The organism is Mesorhizobium liriopis (genome assembly GCF_024053505.1).
GTDB classification, from domain to species: domain Bacteria; phylum Pseudomonadota; class Alphaproteobacteria; order Rhizobiales; family Rhizobiaceae; genus Mesorhizobium_B; species Mesorhizobium_B liriopis.
In genome coordinates, this window is record NZ_JAMXQS010000004.1 from 368985 (window position 1) to 387979 (window position 18995).

General features: G+C 61.6%; 15 protein-coding genes. 5 read left to right on the plus strand and 10 right to left on the minus strand.

Features of this window, described 5'->3' with window-relative positions:
• Positions 1 to 13: 13 nt before the first annotated feature.
• The 5 genes from NGM99_RS09650 to NGM99_RS09670 form a co-directional block, all read right to left on the minus strand.
• The gene (locus tag NGM99_RS09650) at positions 14 to 940 is read right to left on the minus strand and encodes an ABC transporter substrate-binding protein (RefSeq protein WP_252818331.1); all 927 of its coding nucleotides are present in this window, start codon (positions 938 to 940) and stop codon (positions 14 to 16) included.
• A 98-nt stretch (positions 941 to 1038) separates the two neighbouring features.
• Positions 1039 to 2997 carry a TonB-dependent siderophore receptor gene (locus tag NGM99_RS09655; protein WP_252818332.1) on the minus strand — a complete coding sequence of 653 codons (1959 nt, stop codon included), beginning with the start codon at positions 2995 to 2997 and terminating at the stop codon, positions 1039 to 1041.
• 514 nt (positions 2998 to 3511) lie between these two features.
• Positions 3512 to 4789: an AGE family epimerase/isomerase gene (locus tag NGM99_RS09660; protein ID WP_252818334.1), complete on the minus strand. Its 1278-nt coding sequence runs from the start codon at positions 4787 to 4789 to the stop codon at positions 3512 to 3514.
• A gap of 11 nt (positions 4790 to 4800) precedes the next feature.
• The gene (gene uxuA, locus NGM99_RS09665) at positions 4801 to 5982 is read right to left on the minus strand and encodes a mannonate dehydratase (RefSeq protein ID WP_252818335.1); all 1182 of its coding nucleotides are present in this window, start codon (positions 5980 to 5982) and stop codon (positions 4801 to 4803) included.
• A gap of 12 nt (positions 5983 to 5994) precedes the next feature.
• Positions 5995 to 6771, minus strand: a complete 777-nt coding sequence (locus tag NGM99_RS09670; protein WP_252818337.1) for an SDR family NAD(P)-dependent oxidoreductase — start codon at positions 6769 to 6771, stop codon at positions 5995 to 5997.
• A 167-nt stretch (positions 6772 to 6938) separates the two neighbouring features.
• Here NGM99_RS09670 and NGM99_RS09675 point away from each other — a divergent pair, with 167 nt between their 5' ends.
• Together NGM99_RS09675 and NGM99_RS09680 are read left to right on the plus strand one after the other, a co-directional pair.
• Positions 6939 to 7781, plus strand: a complete 843-nt coding sequence (locus NGM99_RS09675; RefSeq protein WP_252818340.1) for an SDR family oxidoreductase — start codon at positions 6939 to 6941, stop codon at positions 7779 to 7781.
• Between the two features lie 152 nt (positions 7782 to 7933).
• Positions 7934 to 8365 carry an RNA polymerase subunit sigma-70 gene (locus tag NGM99_RS09680; RefSeq protein WP_252818342.1) on the plus strand — a complete coding sequence of 144 codons (432 nt, stop codon included), beginning with the start codon at positions 7934 to 7936 and terminating at the stop codon, positions 8363 to 8365.
• 86 nt (positions 8366 to 8451) lie between these two features.
• Here the strand turns inward: NGM99_RS09680 and NGM99_RS09685 are convergent, their stop codons facing one another.
• Positions 8452 to 9801, minus strand: a complete 1350-nt coding sequence (locus NGM99_RS09685; RefSeq protein ID WP_252818343.1) for an Nramp family divalent metal transporter — start codon at positions 9799 to 9801, stop codon at positions 8452 to 8454.
• Between the two features lie 319 nt (positions 9802 to 10120).
• On the opposite strand from NGM99_RS09685, the gene NGM99_RS09690 reads away from it, so the two are divergent.
• Positions 10121 to 11914 carry a thiamine pyrophosphate-requiring protein gene (locus NGM99_RS09690; protein WP_252818345.1) on the plus strand — a complete coding sequence of 598 codons (1794 nt, stop codon included), beginning with the start codon at positions 10121 to 10123 and terminating at the stop codon, positions 11912 to 11914.
• Here the strand turns inward: NGM99_RS09690 and NGM99_RS09695 are convergent.
• The 3 genes from NGM99_RS09695 to NGM99_RS09705 are packed head-to-tail and all read right to left on the minus strand — an operon-like array spanning position 11911 to position 14396.
• Positions 11911 to 12348, minus strand: coding sequence for an EamA family transporter (locus NGM99_RS09695; protein WP_252818347.1), 438 nt, complete (start codon positions 12346 to 12348; stop codon positions 11911 to 11913). The two genes, NGM99_RS09690 and NGM99_RS09695, sit on opposite strands and share 4 nt — an antisense overlap.
• Positions 12345 to 13187 carry a creatininase family protein gene (locus NGM99_RS09700; protein ID WP_252818348.1) on the minus strand — a complete coding sequence of 281 codons (843 nt, stop codon included), beginning with the start codon at positions 13185 to 13187 and terminating at the stop codon, positions 12345 to 12347. The genes NGM99_RS09695 and NGM99_RS09700 overlap by 4 nt, the downstream gene beginning before the upstream one ends.
• 42 nt (positions 13188 to 13229) lie before the next feature.
• Complete coding sequence (locus NGM99_RS09705) at positions 13230 to 14396, minus strand: pyridoxal phosphate-dependent aminotransferase (protein ID WP_252818350.1); 1167 nt, start codon at positions 14394 to 14396, stop codon at positions 13230 to 13232.
• A 263-nt stretch (positions 14397 to 14659) separates the two neighbouring features.
• Between NGM99_RS09705 and NGM99_RS09710 the strand changes: the two genes are divergently transcribed.
• Entirely contained in the window at positions 14660 to 15370 is a 711-nt protein-coding gene (locus tag NGM99_RS09710) for a nitroreductase (protein WP_252818352.1), read from the plus strand.
• A 23-nt stretch (positions 15371 to 15393) separates the two neighbouring features.
• Here NGM99_RS09710 and NGM99_RS09715 read toward each other — a convergent pair whose 3' ends face one another.
• A complete protein-coding gene (locus NGM99_RS09715) occupies positions 15394 to 16212 on the minus strand; it encodes an alpha/beta fold hydrolase (RefSeq protein WP_252818354.1) in 819 nt (272 codons plus the stop codon).
• Positions 16213 to 16400: 188 nt separating this feature from the next.
• Between NGM99_RS09715 and NGM99_RS09720 the strand changes: the two genes are divergently transcribed.
• Positions 16401 to 18896, plus strand: coding sequence for a mechanosensitive ion channel family protein (locus tag NGM99_RS09720; protein WP_252818355.1), 2496 nt, complete (start codon positions 16401 to 16403; stop codon positions 18894 to 18896).
• Positions 18897 to 18995: the final 99 nt, after the last annotated feature.

The window sequence follows — 18995 nt, forward strand, 5'->3', positions numbered from 1 at the left end:
CCATCCACGGACGTCACGCCGCCTGCCTTTCCAGCGCATCCAGGATGAGGGTTGCCCAACGCCGCGCGGCCGGAACGCCGCCGAAGGCTGCGACCGTCGGCAAAACCGGGATGGGGCCGCGGTTGCGCCGGAACGGCAGCGAGAGCCAAAGCGGGCTCTGCTCCAAGGTAGCCTTGATATCGGGTGGCATATAGTCGGCCATTGCGACGGCGTCGCCCGCCTTCGCCAGTTCCTCGAGCCCGACGGTTGCAAAGCCCCAGTAGAAACCTTCGCCTGTCCAGGCATTCTGGAGGCCCAGGCGGTCCAGAACGTCCTGCTGCATGCCCGGCCTCGCATAGACGCGGGCATGGCGTGGATCGAGAAACGATAGAAGCAGGATCGGCTTTTCGCGGAAGGGGCGTGCGCGCTCCGCGCAGGCCGCGAAAAAACTCTCGGTCTCGGCGAGATAGGCCTCCGCACGCTCTTCGAGCCCCAAAATGGTGCCCAACCGACGCACCGTCTCGAAGGCCTTGGGGAGCGGTGTGCCGCCATCGGAGTAGATCGTCAGTCGCTCGACGGGCGCCATGCGGCTGATCTGAGGCTCGGCCATGCCGACAAAGTCGGTCGTCAGCACCAGATCGGGGCGAAGGGCTGCAAGCAGTTCGATGTTAGGCGAAAGGCTGGTGCCGAGATCGATGATATCTGCCGGCAAAGGCGGCTCGGCGACCCATTTGTCCCACTCATGCGCATCGGCCAGCGCCATCGGCGGTGAACCGAGCACGAGCATATGTTGCGCCAGGGCATAATCGAGCGAGGCGATACGGCTTGGCCGCGCCAGTGCGGGCCCCGAACGCATGACGAAGGGCGCTGCAAGCAGCCCGCCGAGCACCGCACGGCGGTGAGGCAGGACGGCGTGCCCATTCCTTTGCATCGGCTTCGTGTTCAAGGGACGATCGGACAAACTATCGCTTCCAAGACGACCGAGCCGCCCGGATCAAACGGGCGGCCGAAAAGAGGGTGGCGAGAGTCATGATGGATATGCCACCGTAAATATGACGATCACCAGTTGAAGGTAGCCTTGCCGGTAACGCGACGACCTTCGCCATAGAAACAGTAGAAGGTGTCGTTGCCGCAGGATGCCACATACTCTTTGTCGAACAGGTTCGAAGCGTTGACCGAGAGCTTGTAGTTGTCCTTTTCGTAGCTCAGCGACGCGTCGAATACGGTCGCGCTCGGCACCTTGAAGGTGTTTGCGTCGTTGCCATAGCTTTCGCCGATGTAGCGCACTCCGAACCCTGCGCCGACGCCGTCGAAGATCGAGTCGTTGTGGATCGTATAGTCGATCCAGGCCGAGGCACTGTGCTCAGGAACGGTTACCGGCACCCGGCCTTCGTTACCACCATCGGGGTCTTCGGTGATTTCCGCGTCGAGATGGGTGTATGCGAGACGCAGGTTCAGGCTTTCCGTGAGGCTCGAAACCGCCTCCAGCTCAATGCCCTGCGATTGTATCTGACCCGTCTGGCGTGGCTGGAACGTGCCACCAACGGCATCGTAGCGGATGACGTTGTCGCGCGTGATGTCGAACCAAGAAGCGGTGAGAACAGTGTTCCAGCCAACAGGTTCATACTTCACGCCAATCTCGTACTGCCGGCCTTCTTCGGGCTCGAACAATCCACCATTTGCGCCGACATCCAACGGCGGCAGGAACGACTCTGAATAGGAGACATAAGGCGCGATTCCGTTGTCGAAGTTGTAAATCAACCCGACGCGTCCCGTGAACGAGCCCGAGTCTTTCTCTGTATCGACTGCGGTCAGGTATGGACTGGCTGGACGCGACAGTTCGGTTGTCGCCCAATCGTAACGGCCGCTCAGGAGAAGGGAAAGTTTGTCGAGCTTGATCTGATCCTGCAGATAAATGCCGGTCTGTCTCTGCGTGACCTTGTTGTCGTAGTAGGTCCCAAAATCCGTGATCGGGCTACCATAGACTGGGTCGAAGACGTTGATCGGGTCAGCACCCGCCAAGGTGATCAGATCCGTGTAACGCGTGTGGCGGAAATCGATGCCAGCGAGAACCGTGTGGTTCAGTATGCCAGTCTCGAAATCGGCCTGAACCTGGTTGTCGACCGCGAACGTTCCCAAGGACACGTCGCCCGTACCACCGTTGCGCGCGAGAAGGCCTGAGGCTTCGTCGATGTAACCGCCGCCATAAATGCTGGCTTCCTCGTGGCTGAGTCCAGCGTAGCGGAGGTTTTGGCGGAACGTGAACGTGTCGTTGAACTCGTGGCTGAACTGATAGCCGACCGTCCCCATATCGGTGTCATAATAGTCGAATTCGGGCTCACCGAGGAAACGGTTGTTCGGGATGCGTCGGCCGTTATTGCTGTAAACCGTCCCCGACGCAGGCAGGAACTGCAGACCCCAGCCTGCGCGATCACGTTGGAAATTGCCCGAAATCGTGAGGTTCGTTTGTGCGTCGGGCTCCCAGGTCAGAACAGGCGCGATGAAAAAGCGATCGTCCTTGACGTAGTCGACTTGGTTTTCCGAACTGCGAGCGGTGCCGGTCAGACGAAAGCCGAACGGGCTGTTCTCGCCGAGTGGTCCCGAAAGGTCGTAGCGCCCTTCGATATGGCCAAAGCTACCACCAACGATTTCCACTTCGCGGAACGGCGCATCGGTCGGCTTTTTGGTGACGTAGTTGATCAACCCACCGGGACCGTTCTGGCCGTAAAGGACCGACGAAGGTCCTTTCAGGATTTCAACGCGCTCCGCACCGTATGCGTCGAGGCAAAGGAAGTTGATGACGGATGTCGAGGGGAGGCGAAGACCGTCCACGAAAGTCGAGTTCGCTGTGGAATCGAAGCCGCGAATGTTGAAGCCTCCGCAGCGGGTATCCGCGCCACCTGTCGTTTCCGGCGTCACGCCCGCTGTGTAGCGGGTCGCCGCGCGAATGGTTTGGACTTCCTGCTTCTTGATCTGCTCGCTCGTAACAACCGAAACCGATTGCGGCGTCTCGATCAATGGCGTGTTGGTTTTGGTCGCGCCACCCGAGCGCTTGGCGACGAAGCCTTTCTGCTCATTGGTCTGACCGACGCCCGTGCCCTGACCATCGGCGGTGCCTTCGCCCTCCACCGTGACTGTTTCGAGCTCGATCGTTTCCTGCGCGTAGGCGCTGGAGAAGCCGATAAGAAGGACGGTGGCCGCGGAGCCGAGCAGGGTGGCCCGAGCAGTCAACGCGGGGGAGCGGCTCGTCGGAGAGGAAGTCATGGGTGGCCTTGGTGGCGATCAAAAAACGTGACTACATTTCTCAAGTTTATGAGAAATACAATGGCCCGCACTGCGCGCCTAGGCCATTACCCACTATTGTTGCGCGGTCGCCACATCAAACGGAGAGGAGGACCGTTGCGGTTTTGTAGCCGCACCGAAGCGCCGCGCGTCCGATGAGGAGCTCGGGAATCGTCGTTTTCCTTCTAGGAATCCATCCATTGCGAAAGCCGCAGGGGCAGCCTGCGGCTCTCAGTCCATGACCTTGAGGTCACAGCCGCATTCCGCCGTCGCGTAGACCGCGCGTGATGCTGCCGTTGGATGGCAGAAGCGGAATCAGCGAAGCCTGAAGGGCGTGATAAAGGTCCGGCTTGCCGACAAAGACCCGGCTGAGTGGCTTCAGGTCCGGGCCGATCTCGTGGAACCAGCCGCCGCGCACGTGGTCGATCAGGTGGTTCGTGGTGAAGTCCCAGATGCGGCGATACCATTCCTCGAAGCGCGGATCGGGATCGACCGAACCGAGCACGGCCGCTGCCGCGATGCCCTCGGCGCACGGCCACCAGAAGCGGTCGGCGCGGTCGGGGCGGTCGTTCCAGTCAAGCGTGTAATAGAAGCCGCCGGTGGCGTTGTCCCAGCCGATCGAGACGGTTTTGAGGAACAGGCCCTTGGCCGCTTCCAGCATCCATGCGTGCCGACGGCTGCCCAGTTCCCAAAGCTGCACGAGAAGCCTGCTCCATTCGAGCGCATGGCCGGGCGTCGTGCCGGCGGGGCGGAACATCGGGTCACCCGCATAGTCGCGGTCCACCTGCCAGTCGCTCCTGAAATGCTCGGCAACGCGCCAGTCTTCCGAGCGAGCATGCTTGCCGATGATAAGCGAGGCGATGCTTTCGGCCATTGAAAGATAGTTGGAGTCGCCCGTTGCCTCGAAGGCCGCCATCAGCGCTTCGGTCAAGTGCATGTTTGAATTCTGGCCACGATAATCGCCGAGCGGCGACCAGTCGGCATTGTATTCCTCGCTGGTGGCGCCGGGCTCTTTTTCCCAGAAGCGGGACAGGAGAACTTCGGAAATGTCGGCGAGGAGCCGGTCTGCATTCGGATGGCCGACGATCTTGGCCGAGGAAGCCGCGAGAAGCACGAAGGCATGGCCGTAGGCTTGCTTGGTGGGGTTGGTTGGCTTGTGGTCGTCCACGCCCCAATGGTAGCCGCCATGGGTCGGATCGCGGTGGCGTTCCCACAGAAATCTCATGCCGTGGTCGACGATCCGGTCGGCACCGGGCACCCCCATCAGATGCGCGACGGCGTAGCAATGGACCTGCCGCGTCGTTTCATGGATCGGACGTTCCGGGCTCGACTGTCCTGCAATCGTGGGGACGGGCTTGCCGTCATCGCCGATCGAGAAGAAGCCTCCTTTCGGATTGATCAATTCGACCGCGTAGAAATCAAGCAGACGCTGTGCTTCGGAAACGAGCCAGCGGCGGTGGTGGGGGCGCTCAACGAAACGCGGTCCGAGCGTGCCGATCCATGCGGGCGCGCTTTGCGAAGTGGTCATGCTTGGTCCTTTCAGCTCGGCGCCAGCTGGTCGACGGCCGTGATGATGCCGCGTAATTCGGCCAGGCCCTTGAGGCGGCCGATCAGCGAATAGCCGGGATTGGTCTTTTTGGTGATGTCGTCGGCCAGCAGGTGGCCATGGTCGGGGCGCATGGGGATGGTTGAATCCGTGCGGCCCGCAGCTTCGCGGCGGTGCTCTTCCTTTCGAAGCGTGTGGATCACGTCCACCATGTTCACATCGCCGCCCAAATGCTCGCTTTCGTTGAATGATTTGTCGTCCTCGACACTGACGTTGCGCAAGTGGACAAAGTTGATACGCGAGGCAAATTCCTCGGCTATCGCCACCACCGCGTTGTCGCGCCGCGAGCCGAGCGAGCCTGTGCAGAAGGTGAGGCCGTTGGCATCCGCCTTGTAGGCGTCGAGCACCGAGCGGAGGTCATCGGCCGTCGAGACGACGCGCGGCAGGCCGAAGAGGGAGAAGGGCGGATCGTCGGGATGGATGCCGAGCTTAACGTTCACATCTTCCGCGACCGGCGCGATTTCGCGAATGAACTCCTGCAAATTCGCGCGCATATCGTCGGCGCCGAGTTCATCGAATTCGGCGATACGTCGCGCGATGCCGGCGCGATCGTAGGAATCCTCGCCGCCTGGCAGGCCTGCGATGATGTTCTTTTCGAGTGTGGCAATCTCGCTTTCGCTCATCGCCGAGAGCCGCGCTTTGGCTGAGTGGAGGAGTTCTGCCGGATAGTCCTTTTCGGCATTCGGCCGCTTCAAGACCAGCACGTCGTAGGCGACGAATTCGGCCATATCGAAGCGCAGCGCGTAGCCGGTGGTCGGCATTCGGTAGAGCAGGTCGGTGCGCGTCCAGTCCACCACCGGCATGAAGTTGTAGCAGACCATCGGCACGCCGCCTCGGCCGAGATTGGCGAGGCTGGTTTTCCAGTTGTCGATATACTGGCGATAGCTCCCTGAGCGCAGCTTGATCGAATCCTGCACGGGGATCGACTCGCAGACCGCCCATTGCAAACCGGTTGCCTCGATCATTGCCTTGCGTTCGGCAATGTCCTCAGGCGTCCAGGCGCGGCCGTCATAGATGTGGTGAAGCGCCGAGACGACGCCGGATGCGCCTGCCTGCTTCACATGGTCGAGCATCACGGGGTCGTTCGGTCCGAACCAGCGCCAGCTTTGCAGCATCGAGTGATCCTTTCAGCGAACGCCGATGCCGGCGGTGAGACCGCCATCGATGATATGGTCGGAGCCGGTGATGAAGCCGGCCTTGTCGGAGGCGAGATAGGCGATGAAATCGGCGACCTCTTCAGGTTCGCCGATACGCCCGATGGGGTGCGATGCGCCGAAGCGGGCGAAGACGGCATCGAGGTCGGCATCGTCGCCGTCGAAGGTGCGCGCCGCGAGCGCCAGGATCGGTGTGCGCACGGATCCGGGGCTGACCGAGACCACGCGGATCTTGTCGGCTGCAAAATCGAGCGCCATCGCACGCGTCAGAGCATGGATCGCACCCTTGGACGCGACATAGGCGGCCACGCCCGGCTGGCAGGCGTGACCCTGCACGCTCGACACGTTGACGATGGCGCCGCTGCCCGAGGCCCGCATCAACGGTACGCCCCAATGAGCCGTCAGGTGGATCGAGCCGACATTGACCGCGAGGCAGCGCAGGAATGTATCGGGGTCGGTGCCGACCGCGTCGCCGTAAGGGTGGATCGCCGCGGAATTGACGATCACGTCGAGCCGGCCGAAGCGCGAGCGGAGGTCGGCAAGGGCGGCCTCGACTTCGAGTGAAGCGGACACGTCGGCGTGCCTCACCACGATGGTTGGATCAGCCTCCGCCAATGCCCGGTTGCCAGCCTCGTCAATGCCGAGCGCCACCACCTGAGCGCCCGCCGAAGACAATCGCAGGGCGGTAGAGCAGGCTATGCCGGTCGTGCCCGTGACAAGGGCAACCTTGCCGGAAAACTCTGCTGCCAACCATTCCTCCCTGCTCGGCGTCGCTACCCCTTTTCGATGATCGATGCGGCTTCGGCAAGCGCTTCATGGCTGCCATTCCGCAAGATCGGCGGGCAGTCAGCCGTCTATGCCCGGAACGATCCCGGTGAGGCAGAGTTTGCCCGGCTGATCCCTGAAGGAGAACAGCCATGCCTAACCAGCCACCCCAGCAACAAACCCCTCCCGGCGTGACGGGAAAGATGGACCCGCTGCCCGACCATGGCGAGAAAAGCTACAAGGGTTCCGGCAAGCTCGAGGGCAAGGTCGCGATCATCACGGGCGGCGATAGCGGCATCGGCCGTGCAGTGGCCATTGCCTATGCCCGTGAGGGCGCCGATGTGCTGATCTCCTATCTGGATGAACATGAAGATGCCAAGGACACGGCCAAGCTGGTGGAGGAGGCCGGGCGGAAATGCGTACTGGTGGACGGCGATATCGCCAAGGCCGAGCACTGTCGTTCGATCATCGATCGCGCGGTAAAGGAGTTCGGCAAGCTCGACGTGCTCGTGAACAATGCCGCCTATCAGATGAAGCATGACAGCATCGACGAGATTTCGGACGAGGAGTGGAACCACACTTTCGCGGTCAACATCTCGGCCATGTTCTTCCTTTGCAAGGCGGCCATCCCGCATCTGAAGGAAGGAGCTTCGATCATCAACACGACGTCGATCAATTCCGACAAGCCGAGCCCCGGCCTCCTGGCCTATGCAACGACCAAGGGCGCGATTGCGAACTTCACCGCGGGCCTTGCGCAGCTTGTGGCCGAGAAGGGCATTCGCGTGAATTCGGTTGCGCCCGGCCCCATCTGGACGCCGCTCATTCCATCGACCATGCCACCGGAAGACGTCGCCTCGTTCGGCAACCAGGTGCCGATGAAACGTGCCGGCCAGCCGAGCGAACTCGCAGGCATCTACGTGCTGCTGGCATCCGATCAAGCGAGCTATATGAGCGGTGGTCGGTACGCGGTGACGGGCGGCACGCCGATTCTTTGACTGAGAGCCAGCATGGGGTAGCGTTTTCCCGAACTTTTTAAGCGCCTAAGGCAGGCGTGGCGCCATTCGCGCTTGCCTTGCGGCTCGTTTCGTCCACATTCTGTTCCTGAAACGTTGCCTTTCAGCGTAACGCAACGAGGAGGAGCGTCGAAGTGGCGACCCTGAAGGAATTCGAGGAAGCCCTGCGCGAGCAGGGCATGCGTCAGGCGCTCGCCGTGCTCGACAAGCTGCGCGAGCGTGACAAGGCCAAGCGCAAGACCGCGCCCGCACGGCGTGTCGTCGGCAAGAAGATGACGCCAGACCTGGCACGGCTCGTGGTCGAGATGCACGAGACGACCAAGATGACCCAGCAGGAAATCGCCTTCAAGCTCGGGGTCAATCAAGGCCGGGTCAACGAGGTCATCAAGCATGGCAAATGGCTGACGGACGATCCGTTGTCCGAGGAGGCGAAAGCCCGTGACAAGGCGGTGGCGAGGATCCGAGCGGATCGTTCCCGCAAGCCTGCGACATCGGCGGGCGAGAAGGCGCCGCCGCGGAAGAGATCGCCGAAACCAGCGCCTCAGCTGACCTTTGGCGGGTTCTAGAGCGTTAGAACGGTTGTTTGCGATACTGCTGTCGGAGGCGACGCGATCGGTACGCACCATCTCCAACCAATGGGTGAGCGTGACGTTTAGCTCCCGCCCACGAAATCAAACAACAGCTTCACATTCAGCCCTGCGATCAGAAATGCGATCGCCCACGCGAACGCGCCCAACCAGAGTGGGGCGACGAGCTCACCCATTTTCGTCCTGTCCGTCGTGAATCGCACCAGCGGAAAGACGGCGAAGGACAGCTGGAGGCTGAGCACGACCTGGGTCAGGATCAACAGCTCGGCCGTGCCCGCATCGCCATACCAGATCGTCACGCCGGCCGCCGGAACGATGGCGATGGCGCGCGTGATCAGGCGGCGCAGCCAGGGCGCGAGCTTGATGTGCAGGAAGCCCTCCATCACGATTTGCCCCGCGATGGTGGCTGTGACCGTCGAATTCAGGCCGCAGCACAGGAGGGCGATACCGAACAGGGTCGGCGCAATGGCCAGCCCGAGCAGCGGAGCGAGCAGGGAGTGCGCCTCGCCGAGTTCGGCAACGCCGGTCTGACCGCTGGAATGGAAGGTGGCGGCTGCAAGGATCAGGATCGAGGCGTTGATGAGAAGCGCGAAGCAGAGCGCCACGGTCGAGTCGATGGTGGCGAATTTCACCGCCTCACGCTTTTCCGGCAGCGTATGACCGTAGTCGCGCGTCTGCACCAGCCCTGAATGCAGATAGAGATTGTGAGGCATCACCGTCGCACCCAGAATGCCCAGAGCAAGGTAGAGCATTTCGGGGTTCGAAACGATTTCTGTGGTCGGCGCGAAGCCGCGGATCACGTCGCCCCAGTTCGGATCGGCCATCATGATCTGAACGAAGAAGCAGACTGCGATCACGCCGAGCAGGGTGACAACGAAGGCTTCGACCCAGCGAAAGCCCAGCTTCTGCAAATACAGGATGAGAAAGACGTCGAGCGCGGTGAGCACCACGCCGATTTCCAGTGGCAGGCCGAAGATGAGATTGAGGCCGATGGCCGTGCCGATCACTTCGGCGATGTCGGTCGCGATGATCGCCGTTTCCGCCAGCATCCAGAGCACGAAGGCGACGGGACGGGGATAGGCGTCGCGGCAGGCCTGCGCGAGATCGCGGCCGGACGCGATGGCGAGGCGCGCGCAGAGCGACTGCAACACGATCGCCATGATGTTCGAAACGAGTGCGACGACCAGCAGCGTATAGCCGAAGCGCGAGCCGCCCGCGAGCGATGTCGCCCAGTTGCCAGGGTCCATGTAGCCGACGGCAACGAGGTAGCCAGGCCCGAGGAAAGCGGCCGCGCGGCGAAAGGTCGAGGCATGCGGGGAAACGCGAATTGAGCGGTGCACATCGGAAAGCGAGGCTTCGCCGCGTTCTTTGCGCCAGCCGTCGTCGGAGAGGCTTGTGTTTGGTCTGTCGAGCACAGGAGGGCTTTCTGCTAAACGCAAATGCAAATCATTTGCAACTAGATGTTAGTTTCGCGGGATGTTCAAGGGGCTGAACGAAATGCCAGAGCGCCATTTGTGATAGTAATCGACCGAACGGCGCGGCTGGACGGGCAACAAAAGGCCGGAGGCGAGAACGGGCATCCAACTCCCGTGCTCATTTTGGAGTTCGAAAAGTCGGGAAATGCGACTGTATCGCGACAAGCGCCGGCCCGCTGCCTCCCTTCCCTGCAGGGAACACCTGTTTGGCGCACCCGTTAGCGGGGCGATCCGAAAAGCCGAAGTGGACCCCGCTCCGATGTCGAACACCGTTGCCGATTTCATCTGGAAGCGTCTGCATGAATGGGGCGTGCGTCGCGTGTTCGGTTATCCCGGCGACGGCATCGGCGGATTGATCGGCGCGCTCGCGCGGACCGAGGGTGCGATCGACTTCGTTCAAGTGCGTAATGAAGAGCAGGCGGGCCTGATGGCGACTGCCACTGCTAAGTTCACCGGCGAAGTCGGCTTCTGCATCGCGACATCCGGGCCTGGCGCGATCCATCTGCTCAACGGCCTTTATGATGCCAAAGGCGATCACCAGCCGGCGATGGCGCTTGTGGGCCAGCAGGCGCGGACGGCCATCGGCTCGCACTACCAGCAGGATGTGGACCTGCAATCGCTCTTCAAGGACGTGGCGGGTGCCTATATCGAGACGGCCTCGACGGCGGCCCAAGTGCCCCATTTGATCGATCGCGCCTATCGTATCGCCAAGGCTGAGCGCCGCGTCACCTGCGTGATCCTGCCCAACGATCTCCAGATGGAGAGGATGGAGCAGCCGAGCGAAGCGCATGGCATGACCCATTCGGGTACCGGCATCGAACTCGCACCGGTCGTGCCGGACGGGTCGAGCCTGCAGAAGGCCGCGGCGGTGCTGAACGCCGGTGAGCGCGTCGCGATGCTGGTCGGGGCTGGTGCCATCGGGGCGAGCGAGGAGATCGCTGCAGTGGCGGAATTGCTTGGTGCGGGCGTAGCCAAGGCACTGCTCGGCAAGGCAGCACTGGACGATAGCTACGCTTTTTGCACGGGTTCCATCGGTCTGCTCGGCACAAGGGCCAGCTGGGACCTCATGCAGGAATGCGACACGCTTTTGATGGTTGGTACGGGTTTCCCTTATACCGAGTTCCTTCCCAAGGTCGGCAAAGCGCGCGGCGTGCAGATCGACCGCGATGCGGGCATGTTGGGTTTGCGCTATCCCAACGAGGTCAATCTCCTGGGTGATGCCAAAGCGACACTCGCTGCGCTGCGCCCGCTGCTGCGGCATAAGCCAGCCGAAGCCTGGCGCAAGACGATCCGCGAGAATGTGCAGGCGGCATGGGACGAGGCCAAGAACCTCGCCATGGCTGAGGCCGACCCCATCAACCCGCAGCGCGTGGCCTACGAGCTTTCCGAGCGCCTGCCGGAAAATGCCGTGGTCGTGGCGGACAGCGGGACGACATCGGTCTGGTACGCACGCAACCTTCGCTTTCGCGCCAACAATCTCGGTTCGGTTTCCGGCACGCTGGCGACCATGGGTTGCGCGGTGCCTTATGCCATCGCGGCCAAATTCGCCCATCCCGAGCGTCCCGCCATCGCGCTGGTCGGCGACGGCGCGATGCAGATGACGGGCATGGCTGAGCTGATCACGATCAGCAAATACTGGCAGCGCTGGAAGGACCCGCGATTGGTCGTGATGGTGCTGAACAATCGCGATCTCGCTTATGTCAGCTGGGAAGAGCGCATCCAGTCGGGCGATCCCAAATGGGAAGCGAGCCAGCAATTGCCCGATGTGCCCTATGCGGAATTCGCCAAGCTGATCGGGCTGAAGGGAAAGCGGGTCGAGCGTCCGGAAGATGTCGGCCCAGCATGGGAAGACGCGCTCAATGCCGATCGCCCCTACGTGCTCGATATCCTCACCGATCCGAACGTGCCGCCGCTGCCGCCGCATATCACGCTCGAACAGGCGCGCCATTTCACTCTGGCGCTGGCTGGGGGCGAGCCGGAAACCGGAAGCGTTCTAAAGAACACGGCGCGCGGGCTTTGGGCCGCGATCAAACCTGGGAAAAGTGAGAACTAGGTACGCAGTGTCAGCAGGATGACGCCGCCCGCGATCATGGCGATGCCGGTCCAGTTCACCAGCGACAGGCGCTCGCCGAGAAAAGCGACACCGAACACCGCAACGAGGACTACGCTCAGCTTGTCGAGAGGTGCCACGCGCGCCGCATCGCCCAGCTTGAGCGCGCGGAAGTAGCAAAGCCATGATGCGCCGGTGGCAAGGCCGGACAGAACGAGGAAGACAAGGCTGCGGTTGTTCACCTCACCCAGCGGTTGCCACTGGCGCGTCGCCGTGACCAGCGCGAGAAGGACGCACAGGATAACGACGGTTCGGATCAGTGTTGCGAAGTCGGAATTGATGTTCGCTACACCAACCTTTGCGAAGATGGCTGTAAGTGCGGCGAAGGCCGCCGAAGCAAGCGCCCAGAACTGCCAATTGAAGGCAAGGGATTTCATCGGTTCGGCCCATTACCGGAAAGATAGTCGGCGAGCCGCAATTTACGGATATCCTGCAGCAATGCCACGAAGCCCTGCGTTTGATGCTCGGCTGCCAACTTGCCCTTTTCCGCTGTGGCGAGATGAGCTTCGCCAACGACGCCCTCGGCGTGTAGGTCGGAGGCCAGCCACGCAAACGCATGCGGACCCGTTTGACGCAGAAGGGCGAAGTCCTGTTCGGCTTGTGTCACTTGCGAAGTGAAGTTGCGGGCTTGGCTCATATCGACGAGGTCGGGTCGGAAGTGGAGCATCAGAGAGGTTTCGTAATCACCTCCATGAATGCCAGTGCGGGTTTCGTTCTCGCTGAACAGGCCGTCCGGTCGGCCGAAGCGTCCCCAACTGGATTTGACGGCGAGCATGTCGAAGCGCTCGCGCAGTTCGCGGGAAACGATTGCCATCACCTCCTCGTTGCCGCCATGACTGGTGAGAAAGACGATCTTGCGGATGCCGGTTCGGGCCACGGATGCGCCAAGCTCGGTCCAGGCTTCGATCAGCGTCGTTGCGGAAAGCGTCAGCGTCCCGGGAAAGCGGATGTGTTCGTTCGACTTGCCGACAGCTTGAACCGGCAGAATGCGGAGATCGATGTCGCCAGGCAGGAGCCCGGCGAGCGTGCCGATCATGCCTTGCATAATCACCGTATCCGTCGAGAGCGGAAGATGCGGGCCGTGCTGCTCGATGGCGGCGAGAGGAACGAGCGCAATGACTTGCTCGGGATCGATAGTCTTGAAGTCGGCGGTCGTGAATTCGCCCCACCAGAGCTTTTGCGGGCTTGGCCGGTTAGGAGGCGAGGGATTTTGCATGAGGCGGACGCTATGCGCTCAGGTGATGATCGGCAAGCCGAGTCACGGCTGGCTTTCGCAGAAGCGGCGAATGCGTTGCGCCGCCTCGCGCAACACCTCGTCGGGCTGGCACAGACTAATGCGGATGTGGCCCGCTGCCGCTTCGCCGAAACTCGAGCCCGGCATGACGGCGATGTTCTCGCTGTCGAGCAGGCGGAAGGCGAAGGCTTCGTCGTCCGTTTCGATCTCGCGCACGTCGAGCATTACATACATGCCGCCTTCCGAGCCGCGAATGGTGACACGGTTCAAACCGCGCATCGCATCCAGCATCACGTGGCGCCGCGCGGAGTAGCGTTCGGCGATGTCGCGGACGCCGTAGCCTTCTTCCAGCGCTTCGGCGGCGGCATGCGAGATGAAGTCATTGAGGCCGTAGGTAGAGACGAGATTGAGATCGGTGAGAAGCGTTACCAGCTCAGCGGGAGCGGTGATCCAGCCAATGCGCCAGCCGGTCATCCCGTGGCTTTTCGACATGCTGTTCACCACGATGGTGCGTTCTGCCATGCCGGGCAGGGAGCGGGGTGAAAGATGCTGGTCGACGAGCGTCCAGTACACCTCGTCGGAGATCAGCCAGAGATCGTGTTTCCGGCAGATGTCAGCGATGCCTTCGAGCGAAGCGCGGGAGTAGATGGCGCCTGTCGGGTTGTTGGGCGTGTTGACGAGGATCGCGCGGGTGTTCGGGCGGATGGCCGCCTCGATGGCTTCCGCTCGAGGCTGGAAACCGTCTTCGGCGCGGCTTTCGACCACCGTGAACTCGGCCTCCGCGCCCCGGAACGTATATGGGTAGGTGGCATAGTAGGGTGCGACGACCACCGCGTGGTCGCCCGGATTGAGCGCGGCCTGCACGGCGGCAAACAGTGCGGATTGTCCGCCTGGCGTGGCGATCACCTCTTGCGGCGCTGTTTCGATGCCGGACGCCCGCGTCGACGCGGCCGCCAGTGCTTGGCGGAGCCGGGGAATGCCGGGCAGGTTGGTGTAGTGGTGATATCCAGCACGCAGGGCACGGACGCAGGCCTCGACGCTTTCGGTCGGCGTATCGAAGTCGTGATCACCGATTGAAAGAAAGATGATCGGCTGGCCGGCATCACGGCGAGCCATGGCCTCCGAATGGACTTCCCATCCGTCTTTGCCGGAAGACACGATGGAAGCGATGCGGGAGGAAGGCTTGGGCATAGGAAAACTCGGATCGGCGAACGGCTGCTGGCTCGCCAGTCACATAACGGACCGCTCGGCGGAACGGTAGCGCCAAAGCGCTTCTTCATGCACTCGCCTCGCCGACGATCCGCATCGAAGTCGCTGCCTCAGTCACGCGATGACACGATCCGAAATTCTTTATGACAGCGAGCCGGCGCGCTTTTTCTTGCGCTGTCGTAATAGGCCATGCTTTGGAAACTATTCTCGCCGCAGAATCGAGCTGAGAGGCAGGCTTCAAGACAATGCTGGCACCCGACCGGAAGCCCATTCAGATGGAAGAACTGATGAGCGTGGAGGAGGCGATCCTGTCACGCCGCTCCGTGCGCGCGTTTCTGCCCGATCAGGTCGAGCCTCTTGTCATCAGGGATATCCTCGAGATCGCATCGCGCGCGCCATCAGGCGCGAACATGCAGCCTTGGAAAGCTTATGTGCTGACCAACGGGACAAAGCAGGCCGTGTCGAACGCCATTCTCGACTCCGGCCAACGTGCCGAGAAAATGGAATGGGACGATTACAAATATTATCCCGACCAGTTCTTCGAGCCTTACCTCACACGCCGGCGCACGGTGGGCTTTGGACTTTACGCGGCCTTGGGCATCGGTCGCCGTGAGGTTGCGCGGTTACAGGCGCAGCATGACCGCAACTTTCTGTTCTTCGACGCGCCGGTGGGCATGATCTTCACCATCGACCGCCGTTTGAACAAAGGTTCCTGGGTCGATTTCGGCATGTTCCTGCAGAACATCATGATCGCTGCACGAGCGCGCGGCTTGCACACCTGCACACAGGCAGCATTCGCCCCGTTTCACCGGCAGATCAGGCCGATCCTGAATTTGAGCGACGAGGAAGTGGTCGTCTGCGGCATGGCCCTCGGCTACGAGGACACGGCCAAGCCGGAAAACAATTTCGCGACGGATCGTGCGCCCGTCGAGGAGTGGACCACCTTCCTCGATTGAATGAAGGCAGTCCACTCGTTCGATCAGCCGATGAAAGCCTTCAGATCCTCGTTCAACCGGTCCTTGGCTGTGTGGAACAGGCCATGCGGCTCGCCCTTGTAAACCTTGTACTCGGCGTTCGGGATGAGCTTCGCAGCCAACGCGCCTGATTTGTCGATCGGCACGGTCTGGTCGTCGTCACCATGGATCACGAGTGTCGGCACGTCGATCTTGGCCAGGTCGGCCCGGAAGTCGGTTTCCGAGAAGGCGCGCACGCAGTCCACCGTCGCCTTGGGCGAAGCGAGCATGGCGACCTGCCGCGACCATTCCATGATCTCGTTGCTGACCGAGAAGTTCAGAAGACCCGCGCCGAAGAACTGCTTGTTGAACGTGGCCAGGAAGTTCGGTCGGTCCTTTTCGAGCCCGTCCACCATCTGGTCGAACGTGCTTTTTGGCACGCCGTCGGGGTTATCTGCCGTCTCCAGCAGGAATGGGGTGACTGCCGAGATCAACACAGCCTTCGAGACGCGCTGGCTGCCATATTTCGAAAGGTAGCGTGCGACTTCACCGCCGCCCATCGAGAAGCCCACCAGTGTTGCGCCCTGAATATCGAGGCCGTCCAAGACGGCCTTCAGATCGTCGGCGAAGGTGTCGTAGTCGTAGCCGTTCCAAGGCTGTGACGAACGGCCGAAACCGCGGCGATCATAGGCGATCACGCGATAGCCGTTCCTGGCGAGAAAGACCGACTGGTGCTCCCACATATCCGCATCGAGCGGCCAGCCGTGGATCAGTACCACAGGCTTGCCGGACCCCCAGTCATTATAGAAAAGGTCGGTGTTTCCCGAGGATTGGACCAATGGCATGAAACTGGCTCCTTGAAGATGAGTCAGCCTAACAATTGATAGCCCTCGGCGATGTTCCCGGACGTTCCGGTATGACCGGGCCTCCCGACCTACCAATTCGGTCACAGAGGTCGGAAAACTGCCGAAGGTCATCTTTGCGCCATGGCTTTTGGCTTTCCGGGTCGCATGACGATAGCGGACCGCCTGTCTTGATTCGATCCCGAAGCCTTTCCGCCGCTCGCTCGGCCCTCTGGCGAAGCCTTGCTAGCCTCTTCCTGCTGCTCTCGCTCGCGAGCGGTACGGTTGCTCAGGATCAAACCCAGCAGCCGAACCAGCCTCCCAGCATCATCCAGCAGCAGAACGCCAGTCTCGACAAGCTGACCAACCAGCTGCAGGCCCTGCAGGCGCGGGTCAAGGACGCGTCCGACGACGATGCCAAGCTTGTCGATGTCCGATCAGAACTCGACAATCTCTCGCGCGCAGTGATCGACAGCGGCGTTGCGTTTCGTCCGCGCCTTACGCAGATCAACGACCGCCTGACGCAGATTGGAAACCCGCCGGCCGAAGGTGAGCCGGCCGAGCCGGAGGTGGTCGCCAAGGAAAGGCAGGCGTTGACTGCCGAGAAGGCTGAGATCAACGCCGTGATCGGGCGTGCTGAGCAGCTTTCGATTGGCGTCAACAACGCGGTGAACGAGATCGCGACACTACGGCGTGACCTCTTCGCTCATATGCTGACGCGCCGCTACACGATCGATTACGCGCTTTTCGGCGAAGTTGCCGATGCGTTTCAATCCGAAGGCGCGGCAGTCTGGCGGACGGTGGCGTCCTGGCTCACATTCGTGATGCAGTACAAGCTGGAGTCGGTGCTCGCCGCGTGCTTCTTCGCGCTCGGGGCCGCAGCCGTTCTCCTGATCGGCGGCCAGCGACTGCTCGGACGGCTCTATGAGCCCAACGCCGCCATCACCAATCCAACGGTGCTCGGCAAACTTTCCGTTGCGTTCTGGTCGACGCTTCTGAAAAGCGCGACGGTTTCGCTCTTCCTCGGCGTGACGTGGCTCTTCTTCGACTATTTCCAGGTGCTGCGCGGCGATATCGGCGAGATGATGTGGTCACTCTTCCAGGTGATCTCGATCGTCTATTTCGTGCACCGACTGGGCTTGGCGATACTTTCGCCGCGCCTGCCGTCATGGCGATTGATACCGGTCGTTTCGCGCGCGGCCTCGCTTCTCGTGGCGCTTTCTTCGACGATGGCGCTCATCACCGGGCTCGATTACTTTTTGTCGTCCGTCTATCAGTTGCGTAGTTCGCCGCTCAGCCTGACGGTCGGCGAAAGCCTCTTATCGACGATTCTGACCGGATTGCTGGTCGTCCTGATCGGCTTCATCCGGCCCTTCGCCGACGAGAACGGCAAGCCTCGTCCATGGCCGCGCTGGGCCAAGGCCATCATCTTCCTGCTCGGCGCGCTCATCATCGTGCCTGCGCTGATGGGTTATATCGGCTTTGCGCGCTTCGTTTCGCGGCAGGTCGTGGTCACCGGCGCGACATTGGCACTGCTCGGCATCGGTCTCCTTTCTGCACGCGCGGTCGCCGAAGAGAATGCGCTCGTCGCCACGCGCTTCGGACGAGGACTGCGGCGGCGCCTGAACCTCGACGAGACCACTCTTGACCAGCTTTCGTTGGCAATGAGCGTGGCCATCTACCTGCTCGTGATCTTCGGGGGCATTCCGCTGATCCTACTGCAGTGGGGGTTCCAGCCAGCCGATATCTGGATGGGCATCGGCAGGCTTGCCGAAGGTTTCATGGTCGGCTCGATCCGCTTCTCGCCGATCGGACTCGCCATCGGGCTCCTGATCTTCGCGCTCGGCTATTTCGTGACGCGCTGGTTCCAGGGATGGCTCGACGGCACGGTAATGGCCCGGGGCAAGGTCGATGTCGGGGTGCGCAACTCGATCCGCATGATGGTCGGTTATGCCGGCTATGCGCTCGCGGCATTGATTGCGGTCTCGGCCGCCGGCATCAATCTGTCGAGCCTTGCGATCGTCGCCGGTGCGCTTTCCGTCGGTATCGGTTTTGGTCTCCAGAACATCGTCAACAACTTCGTGTCCGGCCTGATCCTGCTCGCCGAGCGACCGTTCAAGGTCGGCGACTGGGTGGTGGCCGGAGCGGTTCAGGGAACAGTCAAGAAAGTCAGCGTTCGCGCGACCGAGATCGAGACCTTCCAGCGCCAAACCGTGATCATGCCGAATTCCGAGCTGATCAACAGTGCGGTCGCGAACTGGACCCACCGCAACAAGCTCGGACGTCTCGATATCAAGGTGAATCTCGCCTACGGAATGGATGCGCGACGCGCACATGTGGTCATGATGAATATCGCCCGCGCACACCCGCTCGTGTTGCGAAACCCCGAACCACAGGTCGTCTTCCTCAATTTCGGCGCGGCAGCCCTCGAGATGGAGATGCGCGTGTTTTTGGCGGACGTTCTGAACCAGAATTCGGTGCAGAACGATCTGCGCTTCGCCATCATGGAGGCCTTCGATCGCGAGGGCCTGGAGATGGCATCGAACCCACGTGCGGTGGTCGAAAAGAAGGGGACGGTGGATCCCGAGGAAGAAGCGCTGATTGCCGAACCCGCGCCGGAGCCTGCCCCTGTGGCAGCGACGCCGATAGAAGAGCCGGTCTCACGTCGCCGCAAGTATCGCAGCTAGAGCCACATAAACGTCTGGAAAACGCTGTATTCAGATGGCGTTCAGCCGCATCTCTTTATAGGTTTTGCTTGTGAGAGCGGGAGCTTGTCTCGCTCTTCT